General features: G+C 69.0%; 19 protein-coding genes. 18 read left to right on the top strand and 1 reads right to left on the bottom strand.

Going from position 1 to position 19,519, the window contains the following annotated elements:
* Window positions 1-59 precede the first annotated feature (59 nt).
* From ACIPVK_RS09350 to ACIPVK_RS09275, 16 genes are all read left to right on the top strand, one after another.
* Window positions 60-1,703, top strand: coding sequence for an AAA family ATPase (locus tag ACIPVK_RS09350; RefSeq protein ID WP_407611702.1), 1,644 nt, complete (start codon window positions 60-62; stop codon window positions 1,701-1,703).
* A 241-nt stretch (window positions 1,704-1,944) separates the two neighbouring features.
* Window positions 1,945-2,571 (top strand): 30S ribosomal protein S4, encoded by a 627-nt coding sequence (rpsD, locus tag ACIPVK_RS09345; protein ID WP_407611701.1) that lies wholly within the window; start codon window positions 1,945-1,947, stop codon window positions 2,569-2,571.
* Window positions 2,572-2,729: 158 nt separating this feature from the next.
* Window positions 2,730-3,101 carry a DUF948 domain-containing protein gene (locus ACIPVK_RS09340; RefSeq protein ID WP_407611712.1) on the top strand — a complete coding sequence of 124 codons (372 nt, stop codon included), beginning with the start codon at window positions 2,730-2,732 and terminating at the stop codon, window positions 3,099-3,101.
* Window positions 3,102-3,208: 107 nt separating this feature from the next.
* Complete coding sequence (locus ACIPVK_RS09335; protein ID WP_407611700.1) at window positions 3,209-3,442, top strand: hypothetical protein; 234 nt, start codon at window positions 3,209-3,211, stop codon at window positions 3,440-3,442.
* 150 nt (window positions 3,443-3,592) lie between these two features.
* Window positions 3,593-6,274 carry an alanine--tRNA ligase gene (gene alaS / locus ACIPVK_RS09330; protein ID WP_407611699.1) on the top strand — a complete coding sequence of 894 codons (2,682 nt, stop codon included), beginning with the start codon at window positions 3,593-3,595 and terminating at the stop codon, window positions 6,272-6,274.
* A 41-nt stretch (window positions 6,275-6,315) separates the two neighbouring features.
* The gene (gene ruvX, locus ACIPVK_RS09325; protein ID WP_407611698.1) at window positions 6,316-6,804 is read left to right on the top strand and encodes a Holliday junction resolvase RuvX; all 489 of its coding nucleotides are present in this window, start codon (window positions 6,316-6,318) and stop codon (window positions 6,802-6,804) included.
* A 172-nt stretch (window positions 6,805-6,976) separates the two neighbouring features.
* Window positions 6,977-9,058 carry an endolytic transglycosylase MltG gene (mltG, locus tag ACIPVK_RS09320; protein WP_407611697.1) on the top strand — a complete coding sequence of 694 codons (2,082 nt, stop codon included), beginning with the start codon at window positions 6,977-6,979 and terminating at the stop codon, window positions 9,056-9,058.
* Window positions 9,055-9,957, top strand: a complete 903-nt coding sequence (locus ACIPVK_RS09315; RefSeq protein WP_407611696.1) for a shikimate dehydrogenase family protein — start codon at window positions 9,055-9,057, stop codon at window positions 9,955-9,957. Before mltG ends, ACIPVK_RS09315 begins: the two co-directional genes overlap by 4 nt.
* Before the next feature lie 32 nt (window positions 9,958-9,989).
* Window positions 9,990-11,192: a chorismate synthase gene (gene aroC, locus ACIPVK_RS09310; protein ID WP_407611695.1), complete on the top strand. Its 1,203-nt coding sequence runs from the start codon at window positions 9,990-9,992 to the stop codon at window positions 11,190-11,192.
* Entirely contained in the window at window positions 11,189-11,716 is a 528-nt protein-coding gene (locus tag ACIPVK_RS09305) for a shikimate kinase (RefSeq protein WP_407611694.1), read from the top strand. Before aroC ends, ACIPVK_RS09305 begins: the two co-directional genes overlap by 4 nt.
* A gap of 193 nt (window positions 11,717-11,909) precedes the next feature.
* Window positions 11,910-13,001 carry a 3-dehydroquinate synthase gene (gene aroB, locus ACIPVK_RS09300; RefSeq protein ID WP_407611693.1) on the top strand — a complete coding sequence of 364 codons (1,092 nt, stop codon included), beginning with the start codon at window positions 11,910-11,912 and terminating at the stop codon, window positions 12,999-13,001.
* Complete coding sequence (locus ACIPVK_RS09295) at window positions 12,998-13,657, top strand: hypothetical protein (protein ID WP_407611692.1); 660 nt, start codon at window positions 12,998-13,000, stop codon at window positions 13,655-13,657. The genes aroB and ACIPVK_RS09295 overlap by 4 nt, the downstream gene beginning before the upstream one ends.
* A 181-nt stretch (window positions 13,658-13,838) precedes the next feature.
* Complete coding sequence (gene efp, locus ACIPVK_RS09290) at window positions 13,839-14,399, top strand: elongation factor P (protein WP_407611691.1); 561 nt, start codon at window positions 13,839-13,841, stop codon at window positions 14,397-14,399.
* Window positions 14,399-14,809: a transcription antitermination factor NusB gene (nusB, locus tag ACIPVK_RS09285; RefSeq protein WP_407611690.1), complete on the top strand. Its 411-nt coding sequence runs from the start codon at window positions 14,399-14,401 to the stop codon at window positions 14,807-14,809. The genes efp and nusB overlap by 1 nt, the downstream gene beginning before the upstream one ends.
* A 250-nt stretch (window positions 14,810-15,059) precedes the next feature.
* Window positions 15,060-16,454 (top strand): OFA family MFS transporter, encoded by a 1,395-nt coding sequence (locus tag ACIPVK_RS09280; RefSeq protein ID WP_407611689.1) that lies wholly within the window; start codon window positions 15,060-15,062, stop codon window positions 16,452-16,454.
* A complete protein-coding gene (locus tag ACIPVK_RS09275) occupies window positions 16,455-16,607 on the top strand; it encodes a hypothetical protein (RefSeq protein WP_407611688.1) in 153 nt (50 codons plus the stop codon). It begins immediately after the preceding gene.
* Between the two features lie 48 nt (window positions 16,608-16,655).
* Here the strand turns inward: ACIPVK_RS09275 and ACIPVK_RS09270 are convergent, their stop codons facing one another.
* Window positions 16,656-17,852 carry a PrsW family intramembrane metalloprotease gene (locus ACIPVK_RS09270; RefSeq protein WP_407611687.1) on the bottom strand — a complete coding sequence of 399 codons (1,197 nt, stop codon included), beginning with the start codon at window positions 17,850-17,852 and terminating at the stop codon, window positions 16,656-16,658.
* 94 nt (window positions 17,853-17,946) lie between these two features.
* On the opposite strand from ACIPVK_RS09270, the gene pyrR reads away from it, so the two are divergent.
* The gene (pyrR, locus tag ACIPVK_RS09265; protein WP_407611686.1) at window positions 17,947-18,537 is read left to right on the top strand and encodes a bifunctional pyr operon transcriptional regulator/uracil phosphoribosyltransferase PyrR; all 591 of its coding nucleotides are present in this window, start codon (window positions 17,947-17,949) and stop codon (window positions 18,535-18,537) included.
* Window positions 18,534-19,514 carry an aspartate carbamoyltransferase catalytic subunit gene (locus ACIPVK_RS09260; RefSeq protein ID WP_407611685.1) on the top strand — a complete coding sequence of 327 codons (981 nt, stop codon included), beginning with the start codon at window positions 18,534-18,536 and terminating at the stop codon, window positions 19,512-19,514. The genes pyrR and ACIPVK_RS09260 overlap by 4 nt, the downstream gene beginning before the upstream one ends.
* Window positions 19,515-19,519: the final 5 nt, after the last annotated feature.

The following is a 19,519-nucleotide window of genomic DNA, read 5'->3' as shown; positions in this document are numbered from 1 at the left end:
AAACCACCCTGATCGGGGGCGGGGAATCGTCGGCGGCAATGCTGAACTAGGCTGGTGGGGTGAACGATCTGCTCAGTGCCTTGGGTGACGACGAGGAAAACGACGAAGAACATGTGCGCCCGCGCGCGCCCCTGGCCGTACGCATGCGCCCCCGCTCGGTCGAGGAACTCGTTGGCCAGCAGCACCTGCTCAAGGCCGGTTCGCCCCTGCGGCAACTGGCCGGGATCGACGGCCCCGGCCCGTCGGGCCCCTCAAGCATCATCCTCTGGGGCCCGCCAGGCACCGGCAAGACCACCATTGCCCACGTGATTGCCCGTGCCCCCGGACGCCGATTCGTCGAACTCAGCGCCATCACCGCCGGCGTCAAGGACGTTCGCCGCGTCATGGACCAGGCGCTCGAGGACCGCGACCTGCGCGGCTTCACCACGGTCCTGTTCCTGGACGAGATCCACCGTTTCAACAAGGCCCAACAGGACGCGCTGCTGCCAGGGGTGGAAAACCGCTGGGTCGTGCTCGTCGCCGCCACGACGGAAAACCCATCCTTCTCCGTGGTCTCCCCATTGCTCTCGCGCTCATTGCTGCTCACGCTTCGCCCCCTGGAAGAGGGGGACATCTCCGCACTCATCATCCGTGCCCTGGCCGACGAGCGGGGATTCAACGACGAGCTGGTCCTGGATCCGGCGGCACTTGACCACCTGGTGCGCATGGCCGGAGGGGATGCCCGCCGGGCACTGACGGCACTCGAGGCCGCCGCCGGGGTGGCATGGAGCGCCGCCGAATCCCACGGCCTCCTGGCTCGTCGCTCCGCGCAAAAGGCCGACGCCTCCACCGAGGCACCCGCAGACCCGCCAGCCGAGCATGCCCCCGCGGATGCAGCGCCAGGCGACACGACGGAAGCAGCCACATCTCCGGCCCCCGCCACGGAGGGAAGCGACGGCGACGGCGAGCCGGGCATTGCCGAGGCGCCCGACTCCGTCGAAGACGCCGCCGTGGATGAGGCCACTGCACCGGGAGAGGCCCCCGGCGACGGGGCGCTGAGCCCCGCGGGCCAGATCATCATCACCATCGAACACACCGAACGCGCCATGGACGCCGCCGTGCAGCGCTACGACAAGGCGGGGGACCAGCACTACGACATCATCAGCGCCTTCATCAAGTCGGTCCGCGGTTCCGACGTGGATGCCGCCCTGCACTACCTGGCAAAAATGCTGGAGGCCGGGGAAGACCCGCGCTTCATCGCCCGGCGCATCATGATCAGCGCCTCGGAGGACATCGGCATGGCCGACCCCACCGCACTGCAGACCGCCGTCGCCGCGGCCCAGGCCGTGCAACTCATCGGCATGCCCGAGGCGCGGCTTATCCTGGGGCACGCCGTCGTGCACCTGGCGACCGCGCCCAAGTCCAACGCCGCCTACAACGCCATCAACGCCGCCGTGGCCGATGTCCGGGCCGGCCGCGGCAGGGGAGTGCCCGTGCATCTGCGCGACGCGCACTATGCCGGCGCCCAGCGGCTGGGCCACGGCAAGGGCTACCAATATTCGCACGACGCGCCGCATTCGGTGGCCACCCAGCAGTACGCACCGGATGACCTGCTGGGTGTCGACTACTACCGGCCCACCGCGAACGGGGCCGAACGTTCCATCGGCGAACGCGTTGAGCGCATCCGCGGAATCATCCGGGCCAAGGACCGCCGGACCAAGTAGCCCACGTGGGCTGCGGATATATCTCACATGCCCGGCAACCACCAGCGGTGAACGCGGGGTTTGGCGGCGGTGGTAGGATGGATCCTTGGCTGGCAAGCTGCCCAACCGCAGATCGACCGGAACCTTGGTCCCGATCGGTTCGCACCGTGGCAGTTGCAGTAACTAGGGACGCGGTTTCCCGCAACTCTCCATCATGGAGGCCAGACCCAATGACAACCGCTAAAAACAGATAAGGACACTCGTGGCTAACAACACTCGTGCCCGCCGCAAGGTTCGCCTCTCGCGAGCCCTCGGCCTTGCTCTGACTCCTAAAGCTGAAAAGTACATGGAGCGTCGTCCGTACGGTCCCGGCCAGCACGGCCGTGCCCGCAAGAAGCAGGACAGCGACTACGCAGTGCGTCTGCGCGAAAAGCAGCGTCTGCGCGCCCAGTACGGCATCCGCGAAGCACAGATGACCCGTGTCTTCGATGAAGCCAAGCGCACCGCTGGCCAGACCGGTGAAAACCTGATCTCGCTGCTGGAAATGCGTCTGGACGCCTTGGTTCTGCGTGCAGGCTTCGCCCGCACCATCGCCCAGGCTCGCCAGCTGGTTGTGCACCGCCACATCCTGGTCAACGGCCAGCGCGTGGACCGTCCCTCGTTCCGCGTGTCCGAGGGTCAGCTGATCCACGTTCACGAGCGTAGCGAAAAGATGGGCCCGTTCCAGATCGCCGCTGCAGGCGCACACCGCGATGTTCTCCCCGCCGTTCCGGCTTACCTGGACGTCAAGCTTGAAGCCCTCCAGGCCAAGCTCGTCCGCAAGCCGAAGCGCTCCGAGGTTCCCGTAACCTGCGAAGAGAACCTCGTCGTCGAGTTCTACTCACGCTAAATTCATCGGGTTCACGCCCAACGAATTGAGCTTGCAACACGAAGCCCGTGGCCCCGCGCCGCGGGCTTCGTGTTATCCAAGACGTTTCGGTTCCGTGCTATCGCCAACCTTTCGGTAAGGTGGAAAAGCACATGTCACCAACGGTAGAGGAAAAGCATATGACAGGGTCGGACATCGCCGGACTCATTGCGGCAGGCGTCTTCGCCGTGCTGGTGGCACTGCTTGCCATCCCCATCTGGAAGCTCGGGAAGGTGTTTGACGAGCTGCGCGGCGCCGTCAGGGACGTCTCCGACGGCACCACACCGCTGCTGACCGAGGTCACCAACACCGTGGCAAGCACCAACGACCAGATCCGCAAGGTCGACGGCATCACCTCGCACGTCTCGGACGCGTCGGCCAACATCAGCGCACTGTCCTCCTTGACGGCAGCCACCGTCGGGCGGCCGCTGATCAAGATCGCGGCATTTTCCGCCGGGGTCCGATCGGTCCTCGACACCAAGCCGACCGGCAAGGGACGACGCTCGCGCTGACACCGGCCCGGTCCAAGGGGCCCGGTCGCAGCCGCCCGAACCCACCCGCCATGCAGCGGCACCGGGCAGCGCACGTTCCCACCATCCACGAAACGAGGAAACCGCAGATGAAGAAACTATTCTGGGTCGGCATCGGAATCGGCGTCGGCGTCCTGGCCGCCCGCAAGCTCGGCGAAGCCCGGGAGCTTGCGAGCCCCGACGGGCTGAACCGCACCGTTGGCCGCATCAGCGACTCGCTGCAGGAGCTGGCCGAGGCCTTCCGCACCGGGATGAATGAACGCGAAACCGAATTGCGCCAGGCCCTGGGCCTGGATGAAACACCTGGCCCAAGCCACCACTAGACTTATTTTCGTGGCACGCGTGCCGACGACCGCCGCCACGGCGGTTCTCGGCAGTACGCAACTCCCCGGCCGAGAGGCCACGGGGGAGCTGCACGTGAAAGCCACACCCAAGCACAGCGCCCGTAAGCACGAAGGGATCGAAGAGGAACGATGAAATCGCAGGAAATTGCACGCCGGTGGGTCGACTACTTTGAGTCGAAGGGCCACACCGCGGTTCCCAGCGCCTCACTGGTCTCCTCCGACCCGTCGTTGCTGTTCACCGTCGCCGGCATGGTGCCGTTCATCCCGTACCTGACCGCCCGCGAGGAGGCGCCCTACAGCCGCGCCACCTCGGTGCAGAAGTGCATCCGCACCGGCGACATCGAAGAGGTCGGCAAGACCGTGCGCCACGGCACCTTCTTCCAGATGGCCGGCAACTTCTCCTTCGGCGACTACTTCAAGGAAGGCGCGATCTCCTACGCCTGGGAGCTGCTGACCAGCTCCGTCGCCGACGGCGGCTTCGGCCTGCCCGCCGAGAAGCTGTGGATCACCGTCTTCCACGAGGACACCGAGGCACTGGAAATCTGGCGCGACAAGATCGGCATCCCGGCCGAGCGCATCCAGAAGATGGGCATGGAGGACAATTACTGGTCCACCGGCCAGCCCGGCCCCGCCGGCCCCTGCTCGGAGATCTTCTACGACCGCGGGCCCGAGTACGGGATCGAGGGCGGCCCGGAGGCCGACGACACCCGCTACATCGAGATCTGGAACCTCGTGTTCATGCAGTACCAGCGCGGCGAGGGCACCGGCAAGGACAGCTTCGAGATCCTGGGCGAACTGCCCAAGAAGAACATCGACACCGGCCTGGGCCTCGAGCGCCTCGCGATGATCCTGCAGGGCGTCGAGAACATGTACGAGACCGACCAGGTCCGTCCCGTGCTGGACAAGGCCGCCGAGCTTTCCGGCAAGGCCTACACCTCCACCGAGGACCCGACGGACCCGAACCACGCCGACGACGTGCGCATGCGCATGGTCGCGGACCACATCCGCTCTTCGCTGATGCTGATTTCCGATGGCGTCTCCCCGGGCAACGAGGGCCGCGGCTACGTGCTGCGCCGCCTGATCCGCCGCGCCGTGCGCGCCATGCGCCTGATGGGCGTGGAAACCGCCGTGCTGCCCGAGCTGCTGCCGGCCTCCCGCGACGCCATGAAGGGCGTCTATCCCATCGTGGAGTCCGACTTCGAACGCATCGCCCGCATCGCCTACGCCGAGGAGCGTGCCTTCCTGCGCACCATCGCCTCCGGCACCACGCGCCTGGAGGAGGCCCTGGAGGTCTCCAAGTCCAAGGGCGGCTCGCTCTCGGGCGAGGACGCCTTCGCGCTGCACGACACCTACGGCTTCCCGATCGACCTCACCCTGGAAATCGCCGCCGAGGCCGGCCTGGCCGTCGACGAAACCAAGTTCCGCGAGCTGATGAACGAACAGCGCACCCGCGCGCAGAAGGATGCCAAGGCGAAGAAGGCCGGCCACGCCGACCTGACGATCTTCACCAAGCTGCACGACGCTGGCGACGTCATCTTCACCGGCTACGAGGAACTCACCAGCGAATCCACCGTGCGCGGCATCGTGCACAACGGCTCCCTGGTCGAGGTCGCCGAACAGGGCCAGCAGATCGAGCTCGTGCTCAACGAGACCCCGTTCTACGCCGAGGCCGGCGGACAGGCCGGCGACGTTGGCTTGATCACCGGCGACGGCTTCGTCCTCGAGGTGCTCGACGTTCAGGCCCCCATCCGCGGCCTGAACGTCCACCAGGCGATCGTGCGCGAGGGCGAACTGCCCGCAGGGGCCTCGGTGCTCGCCGAGGTCGACCGCCAGCGCCGCCATTCCGGGGAACAGGCCCACTCCGCCACCCACCTGGTCCACGCCGCGCTCCACGAGATCCTGGGCCCGGACGCGCTGCAGTCCGGCTCCTTCAACAAGGCCGGCTACCTGCGCTTTGACTTCTCCTGGTCCGAGGCCCTGAGCGCCGCGGCCCGCAACGAGATCGAAGAGGTCGTGAACCTGGCCATCCGCAACAACCACCAGGTGAACACCAATGTCATGCCGCTGGCCGAGGCCCGCGCCGCCGGCGCCATGAGCCTGTTCGGCGAGAAGTACGGCAACACCGTGCGCATGGTGGAAATCAACGACGCCTGGAGCCGCGAGCTCTGCGGTGGCACCCACGTGGGCGCCACCGCGCAGATCGGTTCCCTGACGCTGCTGGGCGAGGCCTCCGTGGGCTCGGGCAACCGGCGCGTCGAGGCCCTGGTGGGCATGGAGGCATTCCGCCACGGTGCCGCCGAGCGCGCCCTGGTATCCGAGCTCTCCTCGATGTTCAAGGTCCCGGCCGCTCAGCTCAACGAGCGCATTTCCGACACCGTCGCGAAGCTGCGCAGCGCCGAGAAGGAAATCGAGAAGCTCCGCGGCGCGCAGCTTGCGGCGCAGGCCGGTGCCCTGGTGGCCAAGGCCCGCGACATCGCCGGCATCCAGGTCCTGGCCCACGACGCCGGCGAGGTCCCCTCGGCCGACGCGCTGCGCACCCTCGCCCTTGACCTGCGCGACCGCCTGGGTGCCGCGGCGTCCGTCGTCGCCCTGACCGGCGCGGCCAACGGCCGCCCGCTGGTCTTGGTTGCCACCAACGACGAGGCCCGCGCCCAGGGCGCCAAGGCCGGCGCCCTGGTGCGCACCGCGGCCAAGATCCTTGGCGGCGGAGGCGGCGGCAAGGACGACGTGGCACAGGGCGGCGGCCAGGACGTCACCAAGACCGCCGAGGCCCTCGAGGCCATGGTCCGTTCGATCCAGGAGCTGTCATAGCCTCGGCGCCCGGGTCATCCGCACCAACCCCGCGTCCCGGGGTGCTGTTAGGCGTCGACGTGGGCATGGCCCGCGTCGGCGTCGCGGCCAGCGACCGCGACGGGGTGCTGGCCACCCCGGTCAAGACGCTGAAACGCGACGTGAAGAAGTCCAGCGACATTTCCGTCCTGGTGAAGCTGGCCGCAGAGCGCGAGGCCGCACAAATCTTTGTCGGCCTGCCGCGCTCGATGTCGGGCGGGGAAACCGCTTCGACCACCATGGCCCGCGATTATGCCCGTGACTTGGCTAATGCACTGCTGCGTACCGGTTCGGACGTGGAGGTGCGGCTGGTGGACGAGCGCCTGACCACCGTCAGCGCCCATCGTTCCCTGCACGAGGCCGGACTGGACGGGCGCAAGCACCGGGCCGTCGTCGACCAGGTCGCAGCCGTGGAGATTCTCCAGCAGGTGCTCGAAATGCGCCGCAATGGACAACTTTCGCCCGGGTTGCGGGCTGCCCCGGACGTCCAGGGGCCCGGCGATGACGACTGAGCCCGGCCTGTCCACCACCCCCGGCCGGAATCCGGCGCGCCCCGACGCCCCGGATGCACTGCCCGGCGACCCCGCTTTGGGTTACGATCACATGAGATCTGAATCGGCTCAAGAAGTGGGCCCGCGTCGCCCCACGGCTACTACGTTGCCTGCGGGCAAGGGAGAAAACCGCATGACTAACGAATCGTCCAACGATTCTCCGCGCCACGAATCCGGGGTTTCGCCCCGGCGTGCCGCGCGTGCCGCGCGCGAAAATGCAGAGCGCACTCGCAGCGCGGCGCAGCCGCTGCCCCCGGTGCAGGAAGCTGCCCACCACCAGGCTGACGTCCCGGGCACACAGACGCCTGCGGCTCCCACCGCCGCGGAAGTGGCCAAGACCGAGGCCGACCTCAAGGCCGCCGCAGCGGCCGAGGACGCCCGAATCCTGGCGGCCGAAGAGCGGACCAAGGCACTCGACGCCGCCCAACGGGCCCGCACCCAGAGCGCCCAACGTGCGCGCAAGGAGGCCATCGAGGCCCAGCGCGCCGCGGCCGAACGCGTCCGACAGACCCTCCGGGCCAACGCGGCACCGCTTCGCGACAGGTCGGCAGCCGCCCGAAGCGCCATGACCCCCGATTCAGCCTCCTCGGCGCCGCGGGCAACCGACCGCAATCCGGCCCGGCCTTCCGGGAGCACGCCCTTTGACCAGGATGCCCGCCGGGAAGCCGGCGCGGATGAATCCGTCCCGGCGGTGCCCGACGCCGCCGCTGCCAAGGTGTCTTCACCGGCCGGTGCCCGGTTTGTGCCGCCGGCCCCGTCCACGCCCCCCGTGGTGAAGGCGGCTCCGGCCCCCGCGAAAGCCACGCCTGCGACAACGACCGGGACAATGGCTGGTGGCGCGAAGCCGTCCGCGAATGCCATCGACGCGCGCCCGGGGCTGAAGCCAGCAGGTGGGCAGCAGCCGGAAACTTCCGGGGTGCGGGCCACGCCGGAGAACGACGCGGTCAGTGAAGTCGCCCCGCCGTCCCACGGGGAACCGGCGCACCCGCCGGTTTCGGCAGGCGACGGGGACGAACCCAACCACCACGCCTCCGGGCACCTTCCCGTGGGCCCGCACAACGGGCCCGATGCCCACCCGGCGGACCACCACGGGTCGCACGAACGCCAGAACCTGTTCCTGACCTCCTCCTCGACATCCTCGCAAGCCCGCAGGGCCCGGCGTCGGCGCCGCAACTGGATCGTGATGGCGGTGCTCCTGGGCTTCTGCGCCGTCATCTTCGGCATCGCCCTCTTCCTGCAGGGCCTCTTGGACCGGCTGAACCCCCAGGACTTCCCGGCACCCGGCGGCGCAGCCGTCAGCTTCGAGGTCAAATCCGGTTGGGGTGCCCAGCAAATCGGGCGCGAACTGGAAAGCCGGGACATCGTGGCCAGCGACAAGCTGTTCCTCGAGGCCATCCAACTGGTGGAGACCGAGAGCCGCGAGATCCACCCGGGCACCTACGAGCTGCGCCGCGAAATGCCCGCCCTGTCCGCGGCGGAGATCCTGATCGGCGAGCCCGCCGCCAAGGTGTCCTACGTGGCCATCAAGCAAAACACCCGCATGAACCAGGTGCTGGAGGAAATCTCCACGGCCACCGGCCTGTCGTCCATTGAGCTCGGGGCCCTCGCCGAGGATCCCGAGGCCTTCGGCCTCAACCCCGAGATCCCGAACCTGGAAGGCTACCTGCACCCGGGAGAATACCGTTTCCCGCTGGACACCGACGCCAAGACGGTGCTCAAGACCCTGGTCGATGCGACGCTCAAGACGCTGACCGACAACGGCGTCACCGACGCGGACCAGCAGTACCACGTGTTGCAGGTCGCCTCGATCCTGCAGGCAGAGGCACGCCAGAACGACTACGGCACCGTGGCCGGTGCGCTGGAGAACCGCCTGCACCCCAGCAACACCGAGACCAACGGGCTGCTGCAGGTCGACTCGGCGGTGATCTACGGACTGGACAGGTACACCCTGCAGATCAGCGAAAAGGAAAAGAAGGACGCCGGCAACGCCTACAACACCTACGTGCACAAGGGCCTGCCGCCGACGCCGATCGGCTCCCCGGGAGACCCCGCGATCAAGGCCGCGGCGCACCCCACGCCCAACGACTACTACTACTGGGTCACGGTGGACACCAACAGCGGCCTGACGAAGTTCGCCAAGACCTACGCCGAGCACCGCGTGAACCAGAACGAATTCCGCGCCTGGTGCGCCGCCAACACGGACGTTTGCAAGTGAGCGCCCCGTCGGCCACCCGGCGTGCGGCGGTGCTCGGGCACCCCATTGGGCACTCCCGCTCGCCGCTGCTGCATTCGGCGGCCTACCGGGCGCTGGGCGTGGACATCGACTACGCCGCGATCGACATGCTTCCCCAGGAGGCAGCATCCTTCGCGGCCCGTCTGCGCACCGAGCCCGGCTGGGTCGGCGTCTCGGTGACGATGCCGCTGAAGGCCGCGCTGATCCCGCACCTGGACGGGCTTTCCGAGCGGGTGAAGCGCCTGGGTGCACTGAACACCGTGGTGGTCGAGCACGTTGCCGGGGCCGTCCGGCTGACCGGGCACAACACGGACGTCGACGGGATCGTGCGCGCGCTGGAGGATGTGCTGCCCGCGCGCAGCGGGAACGCCGAGCCGCAGGAACGCCGCGCCGCGATCCTGGGTGCCGGCAACACCGCCCTCGCCGCGCTGGAGGCCTGCGCGCTGCTGGGGTACACGCACGTGGACCTGGCGGTCCGGAATGCCGAACGCGCCGCCGGCGCCCTGGCCCTGGCCCGGGATCTCGGGCTGTCGTGCGAAACGGTCGATGTCGCCGGGGCCGCGGATAGGCTGGCGCATTACGGCGCCGTCATCTCCACGCTTCCCGCGCATGCGGCCGACGCATTCATCGTCCCGCTGGGCCTGGACCGGGGGACCGGCGTGCTGGCCCCCGGGGCCGTGCTGCTGGATGTCGCCTACGACCCCTGGCCCTCGGCGATCGCCGCGGCCTGGGAGGGTGCCGGAGGCACCGTCGTGTCGGGAATGTCGATGCTGGTGCACCAGGGCGTGGAGCAGGTCAAGTACTTTTCAGGAATTCAGGATGCCGACTGGCGCCACGTCACAAATGTGATGTGCGACGCAGTGGGGCTGTCCCGGCCCTAATCGGAGCCCGGGTACATGGCAGGATGGAGTGCATGTTGCGTTGGTTGACGGCGGGCGAATCACACGGCCCCGCATTGGTTGGAATTATCGAGGGACTGCCCGCGGGCATTGCCATCTCTTCACAGGATGTGCGCGATGCCCTGGCGCGTCGGCGCCTGGGCTACGGCCGCGGTGCGCGGATGAAGTTCGAACAGGACCAGGTGTCCTTCATGGGCGGGGTGCGCCACGGGGTCACCCAGGGCGGCCCGGTGGCCATCGAGGTGGGCAACACCGAATGGCCCAAGTGGGAAAAGGTCATGAACCCGGACTCCGTGGACCCCGAGGAGCTGGCCTCCATGGCCCGCAATGCGCCGCTGACCCGCCCGCGCCCGGGACACGCCGACTTCACCGGCATGCAGAAGTACGGGTTCGACGACGCCCGCCCGGTCCTGGAGCGCGCCAGTGCCCGCGAGACCGCCGCCCGCGTGGCGCTGGGCTCGGTGGCCGCGAACTTCCTGGCCCAGCTGGGCGTGGAACTGGTCTCCCACACCGTCTCGGTCGGCACCGTCGCCTCCCCGGAAAACTCCCCGCTGCCGCGCGCCGCCGACGTCCGTGCCCTGGATGCGGACCCGCTGCGCTGCTTCGATGCGGACACCTCCGAGGCCATGGTGGCCGAGGTCGACGCCGCCCACAAGGAGGGCGAGACCCTCGGCGGCATCGTCGAGGTGCTGGCCTACAACCTGCCCCCGGGCCTGGGCTCCTACGTGCACTGGGACCGCCGCCTCGACGCGCGCCTGGCCGGTGCCCTCATGGGCATCCAGGCGATCAAGGGCGTGGAGGTCGGCGACGGCTTCCTCACCGCCTCGCGCCGCGGCTCGGCAGCCCACGACGAGATCGTGCGCGGCGAAGACGGCGTCATCGACCGCTCGGGCAACAAGGCCGGCGGCATCGAGGGCGGCATGAGCATCGGGGACGTACTGCGCGTGCGCGCGGCCATGAAGCCGATCGCCACCGTGCCGCGGGCGCTGCGCACCATCGACACCGCCACCGGTGAAGAGACCACCGCGCACCACCAGCGCTCGGACGTCTGTGCGGTCCCGGCCGCCGGCGTCGTCGCCGAGGCCATGGTCGCCCTGGTGCTGGCCCAGGCCATGCTGGAGAAGTTCGGCGGCGACTCGCTCGCCGAGGTCAAGCGGAACCTGGACAGCTACCTCGGTGCCATCCCCGAGAACCTGGGGTCGGTCCGCCTTCCATGAGCACCCCGATCTTCCTGATCGGGCCGATGGCCAGCGGCAAGAGCGCCGTCGGGGCGATCCTGGCGCGCCTGCTGGGCACCACCCTGATCGACACCGATGCGGTGGTTGTTGCGGCGAACGGCCCGATCCCGGAAATTTTTGCCGCCCACGGTGAGGCCGGCTTCCGCCGCTTCGAGGCCCGCGCGCTGGCCGAGGCCGTGCGCCCGGACCCGGACGCGCCCGGCGCCCCGGCGGTCGTTGCCACGGGCGGCGGCTCGGTGCTCTCCGCCGAAAACCGGGCGGTCATCGCCGGCGGGTTCAGCGTGTACCTGCTCACCGACGCCGCCACGGTCGCCCCGCGCATCGGGGCCGATACGACCCGGCCGCTGCTCGGCGCCACGCCGATGGAATCCTGGACCCGGATCTTTGCGCAGCGCAGCGGACTCTACGAGTCCATCGCGACATTGTGCATCGACACCCGGGGGAGGGCGGCGGAGGAAATCGCCGAGTCAATACTCACTGCCTACCGTGATGCCGGACACTGAAACACCATCTGGCAGGCCGAAACACGTAGGCTTAAGTTCGGCGACGGACGCATTGACGCGCCCCGAGCATGGCTACCAGTCACCCGCGAAGAGCGGTTGACGCGTTTTCACTCACGCGCCGGAGGCCCGACGCAACGCCGCGCAAGCGGCCTGCGGCCCCGGCGCGCTACGCAGCACTTTGGAGGATCCAACGATGAACCCAGCACCCACGACGATTCAGGTCACCGGATCGGCTCCCGCCGAAAACTACGAGGTGATCGTGGGCAACGGCCTGCTGGGCCGCCTGCCCGGCCTGCTGGGCGAGCGTGTCAAGAAGGTCCTCATCATCCACCCGCGCGCCCTGCGTGCCACTGGCGACATCGTCAAGGAAGAGCTCGAGGCCGCCGGCTACGGCGCGATGAGCGCCGAGATCCCGGACGCCGAAGAGGGCAAGCACATCGAGGTCGCCTCCTTCTGCTGGCAGGTGCTGGGCAAGAACGACTTCACCCGCTCGGACGCCATCGTCGCCGTCGGCGGCGGCGCGGTCACCGACCTGGCCGGCTTCGTCGCGGCCACCTGGCTGCGCGGCACCAAGGTCATCCACATCCCGACCTCCCTGCTGGGCATGGTCGACGCCGCGGTGGGCGGCAAGACCGGGATCAACACCGCCGAGGGCAAGAACCTCGTCGGCGCCTTCCACCCGCCGGCCGGCGTGCTGGTGGACCTGGACACCCTGTCCACGCTGCCCAAGAACGAGCTGGTCACCGGCCTGGCCGAGGTCGTCAAGTGCGGGTTCATTGCCGATGAACGCATCCTGGAGCTCATCGAGGAGGACCCGGCCGACGCCACCGACGCCACCTCGCCGCGCCTGCGCGAACTCATCGAGCGCGCCATCGCGGTCAAGGCCAAGGTCGTCTCCAACGACCTGCGCGAATCCGGTGAGCGCGAATTCCTGAACTACGGGCACACCCTGGCCCACGCCATCGAGCTGGCCGAACGCTACTCGATGCGCCACGGCGCCGCGGTGTCCATCGGCATGGCCTTCGCCGCCGAGCTGGGCCGCAGCGTGGGGCGCACCTCCGACGAGGTCGCGGACCGCCACCTGTCCATCCTCAAGACGCTGGGCCTGCCCACCACCTACCGCGGGGACCGCTGGCAGACCCTGCTCGACGGGATGCGCCGGGACAAGAAGACCCGCGGGGACCTGTTGCGCTTCGTGGTGCTCGACGGCATCGGGCGCCCGCGCATGCTCGATGTCCCCGACACCTCCCTCTTGTTCGCCGCCTACCAGGAGATCGCAGAATGAGCACCGCCACGCACCTGACCCACACCCAGGCCCTGCTGCAGGTCCCGGCCGGAGGACTGGACAGCGCCCCGCGGCAGAACATCGAATCCGGGATCCCCGGGGTGCGGCTGAACCCCACCCTGATGCGCCACGAGATCTCCGACGCCGCGCTGGCCGAGACGACCCTGCGCACCGGCGAGGCAAGCTCCCAGGTGGTGGTGCTGCTGGCCAAGGGCGAGCTGCGCGCCGCCAGCGAACTGGTCGCCGAGACCCGCTTCATCGACCCGCAGAACTTCGCCATGCGCGTGCTTGACACCTCGCTGACCCGGGCCGCGGGCGACGCACCCCGGGCCATCAACCGGCTGCGCGCCCTGCTGACCGAGTTCAAGGACACCGAGCACGAGGCCATCCTGCAGCAGCACCTGGGCTTCGCCTACGTGGAAAGCGGCGACCTGCTGGCCGGCGCCAACCGCTTCCGCAAGGCCCTGGACCTGCGCACCGCCGCCGGCGCCGACGCCCACCTGGTCGAATCCTCGCGCGCCTGCCTGGAATCGGTGCTTGCCCACACCAATACCGGAGCGGCCGACGCCCCGCACCCGGCGGCGGCGAATGCGGCGGCCCAGCACCCGGCCCCGGCCACCGCGCCGATCCCGCTGCAGGACCCCGCCCAGGGCTAGGACGCACGGCGTCCGGCAGATCACCATCGCGGGGAAACCCGGAGCACGGACTCGTGCGCTAAACTTAATCTTGGATTTTTGACAACCCGCCTGAGGGAGGCCGCCCACGCGGCGGCTTCCGGCCGCTGAGCGCTTCGTGCGCACCGCTGGCCCCCGGCGACATACGGAAGAAGGGTAGATCGTGGCATCAACCACCGACATCAAGAACGGACAGGTCCTCAAGATCGAGGGCCAGCTCTGGACCATCATTGACTTCCAGCACGTGAAGCCGGGCAAGGGCGGCGCCTTCGTGCGCACCAAGATGCGCAACGTCATCACCGGCAAGGTCGTCGACAAGACGTACAACGCCGGCGCCAAGATCGAGACCGCCACCGTTGACCGCCGCGACTACCAGTACCTGTACCAGGACGGCGAAGACTTCGTGTTCATGGACCTGAGCGACTACGACCAGATCACCGTTCCGGGCACCGTCGTCGGCGACCAGGCCGGCTACATGCTGGAAAGCCAGAACGCCACCATCGCGATGCACGAGGGTTCCCCGCTGTACATCGAGCTGCCGGCCTCTGTCGTCCTGGAAATCACCTACACCGAGCCGGGCCTGCAGGGCGACCGCTCCTCGGCGGGCACCAAGCCGGCCACGCTGGAGACCGGCGTGGAGATCCAGGTGCCGCTGTTCGTCGAGCAGAACACCAAGGTCAAGGTCGACACCCGCACCGGCGATTACCTGGGGCGTGTCTCCTAGTGAGCGCACGCGCCAAGGCCCGCCGCCGGGCACTTGACATCCTTTTTGAAGCCGAACAACGCGATGTCTCGCCGCTGGCGGCCATGCGTTTGCGCCGTGAAGCCACGGACATCACCATCAACGAGTACACCGTCACCCTCATCGAGGGCGTCATGGGCGAGCTGGACCGGATCGACGAGATCCTCTCCTCCTACTCCAAGGGCTGGACCCTGGAGCGCATGCCCACGGTGGACCGCACCGCGCTGCGCATCGGCACCTGGGAACTGTTGTACAACGACGACGTCCCGGACGGGGTTGCCGTGGCCGAGGCGGTCGCCCTGGTCCGCGAGCTGTCCACCGACGAGTCCCCGGAGTTCGTCAACGGCCTGCTCGGCCGCATCCAGCAGATGAAGCCGACGCTGCTGGCCTAGCCGCGCAGCCCTTCACCATCACCGCCGGCCGGCGGGAACCCGATCCGTTCGGGGGCCCGCCGGCCGCGGTGCGTTAACGCGCAGGTGCCGTGCGGAATATCGGCCCGGACGCCGCGGGACGCGCCCCGGCGTGGGACCCGGGCAGGGGACGTGAAATGTGCCACACTGTGTGGCGGGCAGCGGAAACCGGAAACTGTTTGGTGAAGCGCCCGGATAGCACCCGCATCCGCCACGATCCGAGGAGAACCCGTTGACTTGGCTTGACCGCTCCCGCTCCCTGGCCCCTCCGGGCTTCAACCGCTGGCTGATTCCGCCGGCCGCGCTGGCCGTCCACCTGTGCATCGGCCAGGCCTACGCCACCAGCGTCTACAAATCCGCACTCATCGGGCACTTCGAGGTCTCGCAGACCGCCATCGGGGTGATCTTCTCCATCGCCATCGTGATGCTGGGGCTCTCCGCGGCCGTCATGGGCACCTGGGTGGAGCGCAGCGGGCCACGCAAGTCGATGTTCGTCGCCGCCTGCTTCTGGGGCGCGGGCTTCCTGGTCGGCGCCGCGGGCATCTTCACCGGCCAGCTGTGGCTGCTCTACCTGGGCTACGGCTTCATCGGTGGCATCGGGCTGGGCATCGGCTACATCTCCCCGGTCTCCACCCTGATGAAGTGGTTCCCGGACCGCCCGGGCATGGCCACCGGCATGGCGATCATGGGCTTCGGCGGCGGGGCGCTGATTGCCTCCCCGATGTCCACCGCGCTGCTCAAGGCCTTCGACGGGTTCGACCCGCTGACCGACGGCGCCGACTGGATCGCCTCGGGCACCTCGGTCGGCAAGCTCTTCCTCACCCTGGGCGTGGTGTACTTCCTGGTGATGATGTACGGGGTGGCCAACATCCGCGTCCCGGCCCCGGGCTGGAAGCCGCGCGGCTGGGACGCCACCGGGGCCAAGGCCTCCGCCATGGTCACCACCAAGCAGGTCTCGGCAGCCAATGCCATCCGCACCCGCAGCTTCTGGCTCGTCTGGATCGCGTTGTTCCTCAACGTCACCGCCGGCATCGGGATCCTGGAGCAGGCCTCGCCGATGATCCAGGACTTCTTCCGCGGCGCCGACGGGAACTCCGCGGTCAATGCGGCGGTGGCCGCCGGGTTCGTGGGCATGCTCTCCATCGGCAACATGGCCGGGCGCTTCATCTGGTCGAGCACCTCGGACGTGATCGGGCGCAAGCGCATCTACATGGTCTACCTGGGCGTCGGCGCGCTGTTCTACGTGGTGCTCGCCCTGTTCGGCGGCGGCTCGATGCTGCTCTTCGTGGCGATGGCCGTGGTGATCATCAGCTTCTACGGCGGCTCCTTCGCCACCGCGCCGGCCTACCTCAAGGACCTCTTCGGCACCTTCCAGGTCGGTGCGATCCACGGGCGCCTGCTGACCGCCTGGTCCGCGGCGGGCATCGCCGGGCCGTTGATCGTCAACGGGCTTCTGGACGCCCAGGGCAAGCCCGGCACGATGGTCGCCGGCAACTACCTGCCCGTGCTGTTGACCATGGTGGTGCTGCTGGTCATCGGCTTCGTCGCCACCACGCTCATCAAGCCCGTCGATCCGAAATTCCACGAGCCGGAGGAAGAACTCGCCTCCACCACGAAGGGGGCCTAGATGGACGCGCAACGGCATGATTCCGGCGACGCAATGGACGTACCGGTGAACCCGGCCGTGGGCAGGCTGGTCTTCGGCTGGCTGCTGGTCGGCGTGCCGCTTGCCTACGGGGTCATCACCACTCTGTCCCGCGTGGGGCAGCTTTTCCAGTAACCGGCCCGCGTCCCGGAGCCCGGACGGGTCCGGGACGCGGTCCTCCGGCTAGAGCCCGGCGAGCAACTGCGCCCGCTGCCGGTGGGACTGGTGCAGCAGCGCGGTCTCCCGGGCCACGTCGGCTCCGCTGGCATGGCCCGCGACGATGCGCTGGCGCACCGCGGCAAGGTTCATGGCGGTCGAGGTGAACTGCTTCATCTGCCGGCCGCGGCCGATGCCGGCGGCCCAGCGCCTGGCCCGGCGCCGCCCGGCCCGCGTGGCGAACATCGCCACCTCAGCGTCGGTGAACCAGCCTGCACCCCGGTAGTCCGCCAGGCGTTGCTCGGCAAGCCTCCGCTCGCCGCGCTGCAGCAGGATCACGGCGATGACCGCGGCGATGAACAGCGGCACCTGCAGCAGGAAATAGAAGCTCAGGAAGTCGGCGAAGAAGATGCCCACACCGCCGTTCCACAAAAAGTGCCCGACGATGGCCGGGACCAGGCCCAGCCCGAGGTAGATCGGCCAGCGGCCCCGCCTGCCCGCGGCGGCGCACAGCCCCAGCGCAAAACCCGTCCATGCGGTGAACATCACGTGCGCGAAGGGGGAGAAGAGCCCGCGCAGCACGAAGACGGTCGCCAGTTCGCCCGGCGCCCCCGGATCGGCATAGCTGGACCCGAAGTAAAGGATGTTCTCGGTGAACGCGAAGCCGGCGCCGACGATGCCGCCGTAGACGATCCCGTCGATGGGCCCGTCGAAGTGGGCGCGGTTGATCCAGAAGACCAGCAGCACCCCGACACCCTTGGCCAGCTCCTCCACGATCGGCGCCTGGACGACGGCGCCGAAGAGGTCCATCTCCAGCCCGCCGGCCGGATCGAAGAACAGCTCCATGAACACGTCGCCGACCAGCAGCGACCCGGCGACCGAGACGCCGGCACCCCAGAGCAGCCCGAGTGCCAGCAGCGCGCGCGGCTCCGGGTCCCAGCGGTCCACCCAGCGCAGCCCCAGCAGGCACAGCGCCAGCGGGACCATGGCCAGTGCACCGAGCCACAGCACCGTGCCGGAGCCGAAGACCCCGGAGAGGAACCACGCGACCCCCAACAGCACCGCGGTGCAGGCCACCAGCGCCAGCGTCACGATGCCGCCGGTCCGCGAGGCCGGTGCGCCGCCGGGGCGGCCCGGCGGGGACGCGGGGCCCGGGCCACCGGTCCACGGGTCGAGCGGGGCGGAGTTCGGGGAGGACTGCGGAGGCTGTGAGGTAACGCGCATGTCTCAAATCCTACGTGGAGCACCCGCTGTGCTAATTTTGATGGAGCAAGCAACCTTTAAATTCCGTCCAGTGAGGCGGGGAAGGAGGCCGCACATGAGCAACGAGCAGAACCATGCCCGTGCCACGGCGCCCGTCAGTGCCCGAATTGTCCTCTCCAGCGAAGACATCGACCGGGTCATCACCCGCATCGCCCACGAAATCATCGAGGCGAACAAGGGAACGGCGGACCTGGTGCTCCTGGGCATTCCCTCCCGCGGCTTCCCCCTGGCCCAGCGGCTGGCGCAGCGCATCGCCGCCACCGAGCCGGGCCTGGACGCAGCCGCCATCACCGGCCAGCTCGATGTCACGATGTACCGCGACGACCTGCGCCACTCCACCACCCGCACCCCGGTGCCCACGCGCCTTCCGGCCTCAGGCATCGACGGCAAGGTCGTGGTGCTGGTCGACGACGTGCTGTACTCCGGACGCACCATCCGCGCCGCCCTGGACGCCATCGCCGACCTGGGCCGCCCGCGCATCGTCCGCCTGGCGGTGCTGGTGGACCGCGGCCACCGCGAACTTCCCATCCGTGCCGACCACGTCGGCAAGAACCTGCCCACCGCCACCACCGAAAAGGTGCGCGTGCACCTTTCAGAGGTCGACGGGGCCGACAACAACGAGGTCGTCATCGAGGCCGCCGCATGAAACACCTGCTCTCCACCCTTGATTTGTCGCGCGAAGATGCGATCCGGATCCTGGACATCGCCGAGGAAATGGCCGCCGTGGGCAACCGCGAGGTCAAGAAGCTTCCGGCGCTGCGCGGGCGCACCGTGGTCAACCTCTTCTTCGAGGACTCCACCCGCACCCGCATCTCCTTCGAGGCCGCGGCCAAGCGCCTGAGCGCCGACGTGATCAACTTCTCCGCGAAGGGTTCCTCGGTCTCCAAGGGCGAGTCGCTGAAGGACACCGCGCAGACGCTGCAGGCCATCGGCGCCGACGCGGTGGTCATCCGCCACGGCGCCTCCGGGGCCCCGGCCCGGCTGGCCGCCACCGACTGGATCGACGCCCCGGTGGTCAACGCCGGGGACGGCACCCACGAACACCCCACCCAGGCGCTGCTCGACGCGTTCACGCTGCGCACCCACTGGTCCAAGGTCCGCGGAACCAGCCCGCTGGGCGCCGACCTGTCCGGCATGAAGGTCGCCATCGTCGGGGACATCCTGCACTCGAGGGTCGCCCGCTCCAACCTCTGGCTGCTGCGCACCCTGGGCGCCGAGGTCACCATGGTGGCCCCGCCGACGCTGCTGCCGCACGGCTCGCACGCCTGGCCCTGCGCCATCAGCTACGACCTGGACGCCACGCTGGCCGGCGGCGTCGACGCGGTCATGATGCTGCGCGTGCAGGGCGAACGCATGCACGCCTCCTACTTCCCCAACACCCGCGAGTACTCCCGGCTCTGGGGCTTCGACGACGCCCGGCTGGCGGCGCTCGACGCGCAGCCCGGGACCGAGACCATCATCATGCACCCGGGCCCGATGAACCGCGGCCTGGAAATCTCCTCGGCCGCCGCCGACTCGCCGCGCTCCACCGTGCTGGCCCAGGTGGCCAACGGCGTCGCGGTGCGGATGGCCGTGCTCTACCTACTGCTATCGGGGGACCAGCAGCGTCCCGCCGGCCTCTAAAGAAC

The organism is Paeniglutamicibacter sp. MACA_103 (genome assembly GCF_045798555.1).
Classification (GTDB): Bacteria; Actinomycetota; Actinomycetes; order Actinomycetales; family Micrococcaceae; genus Paeniglutamicibacter.
The sequence above is the reverse complement of the archived record's forward strand: the minus strand, read 5'-3'. Positions and strand labels throughout refer to the sequence as shown.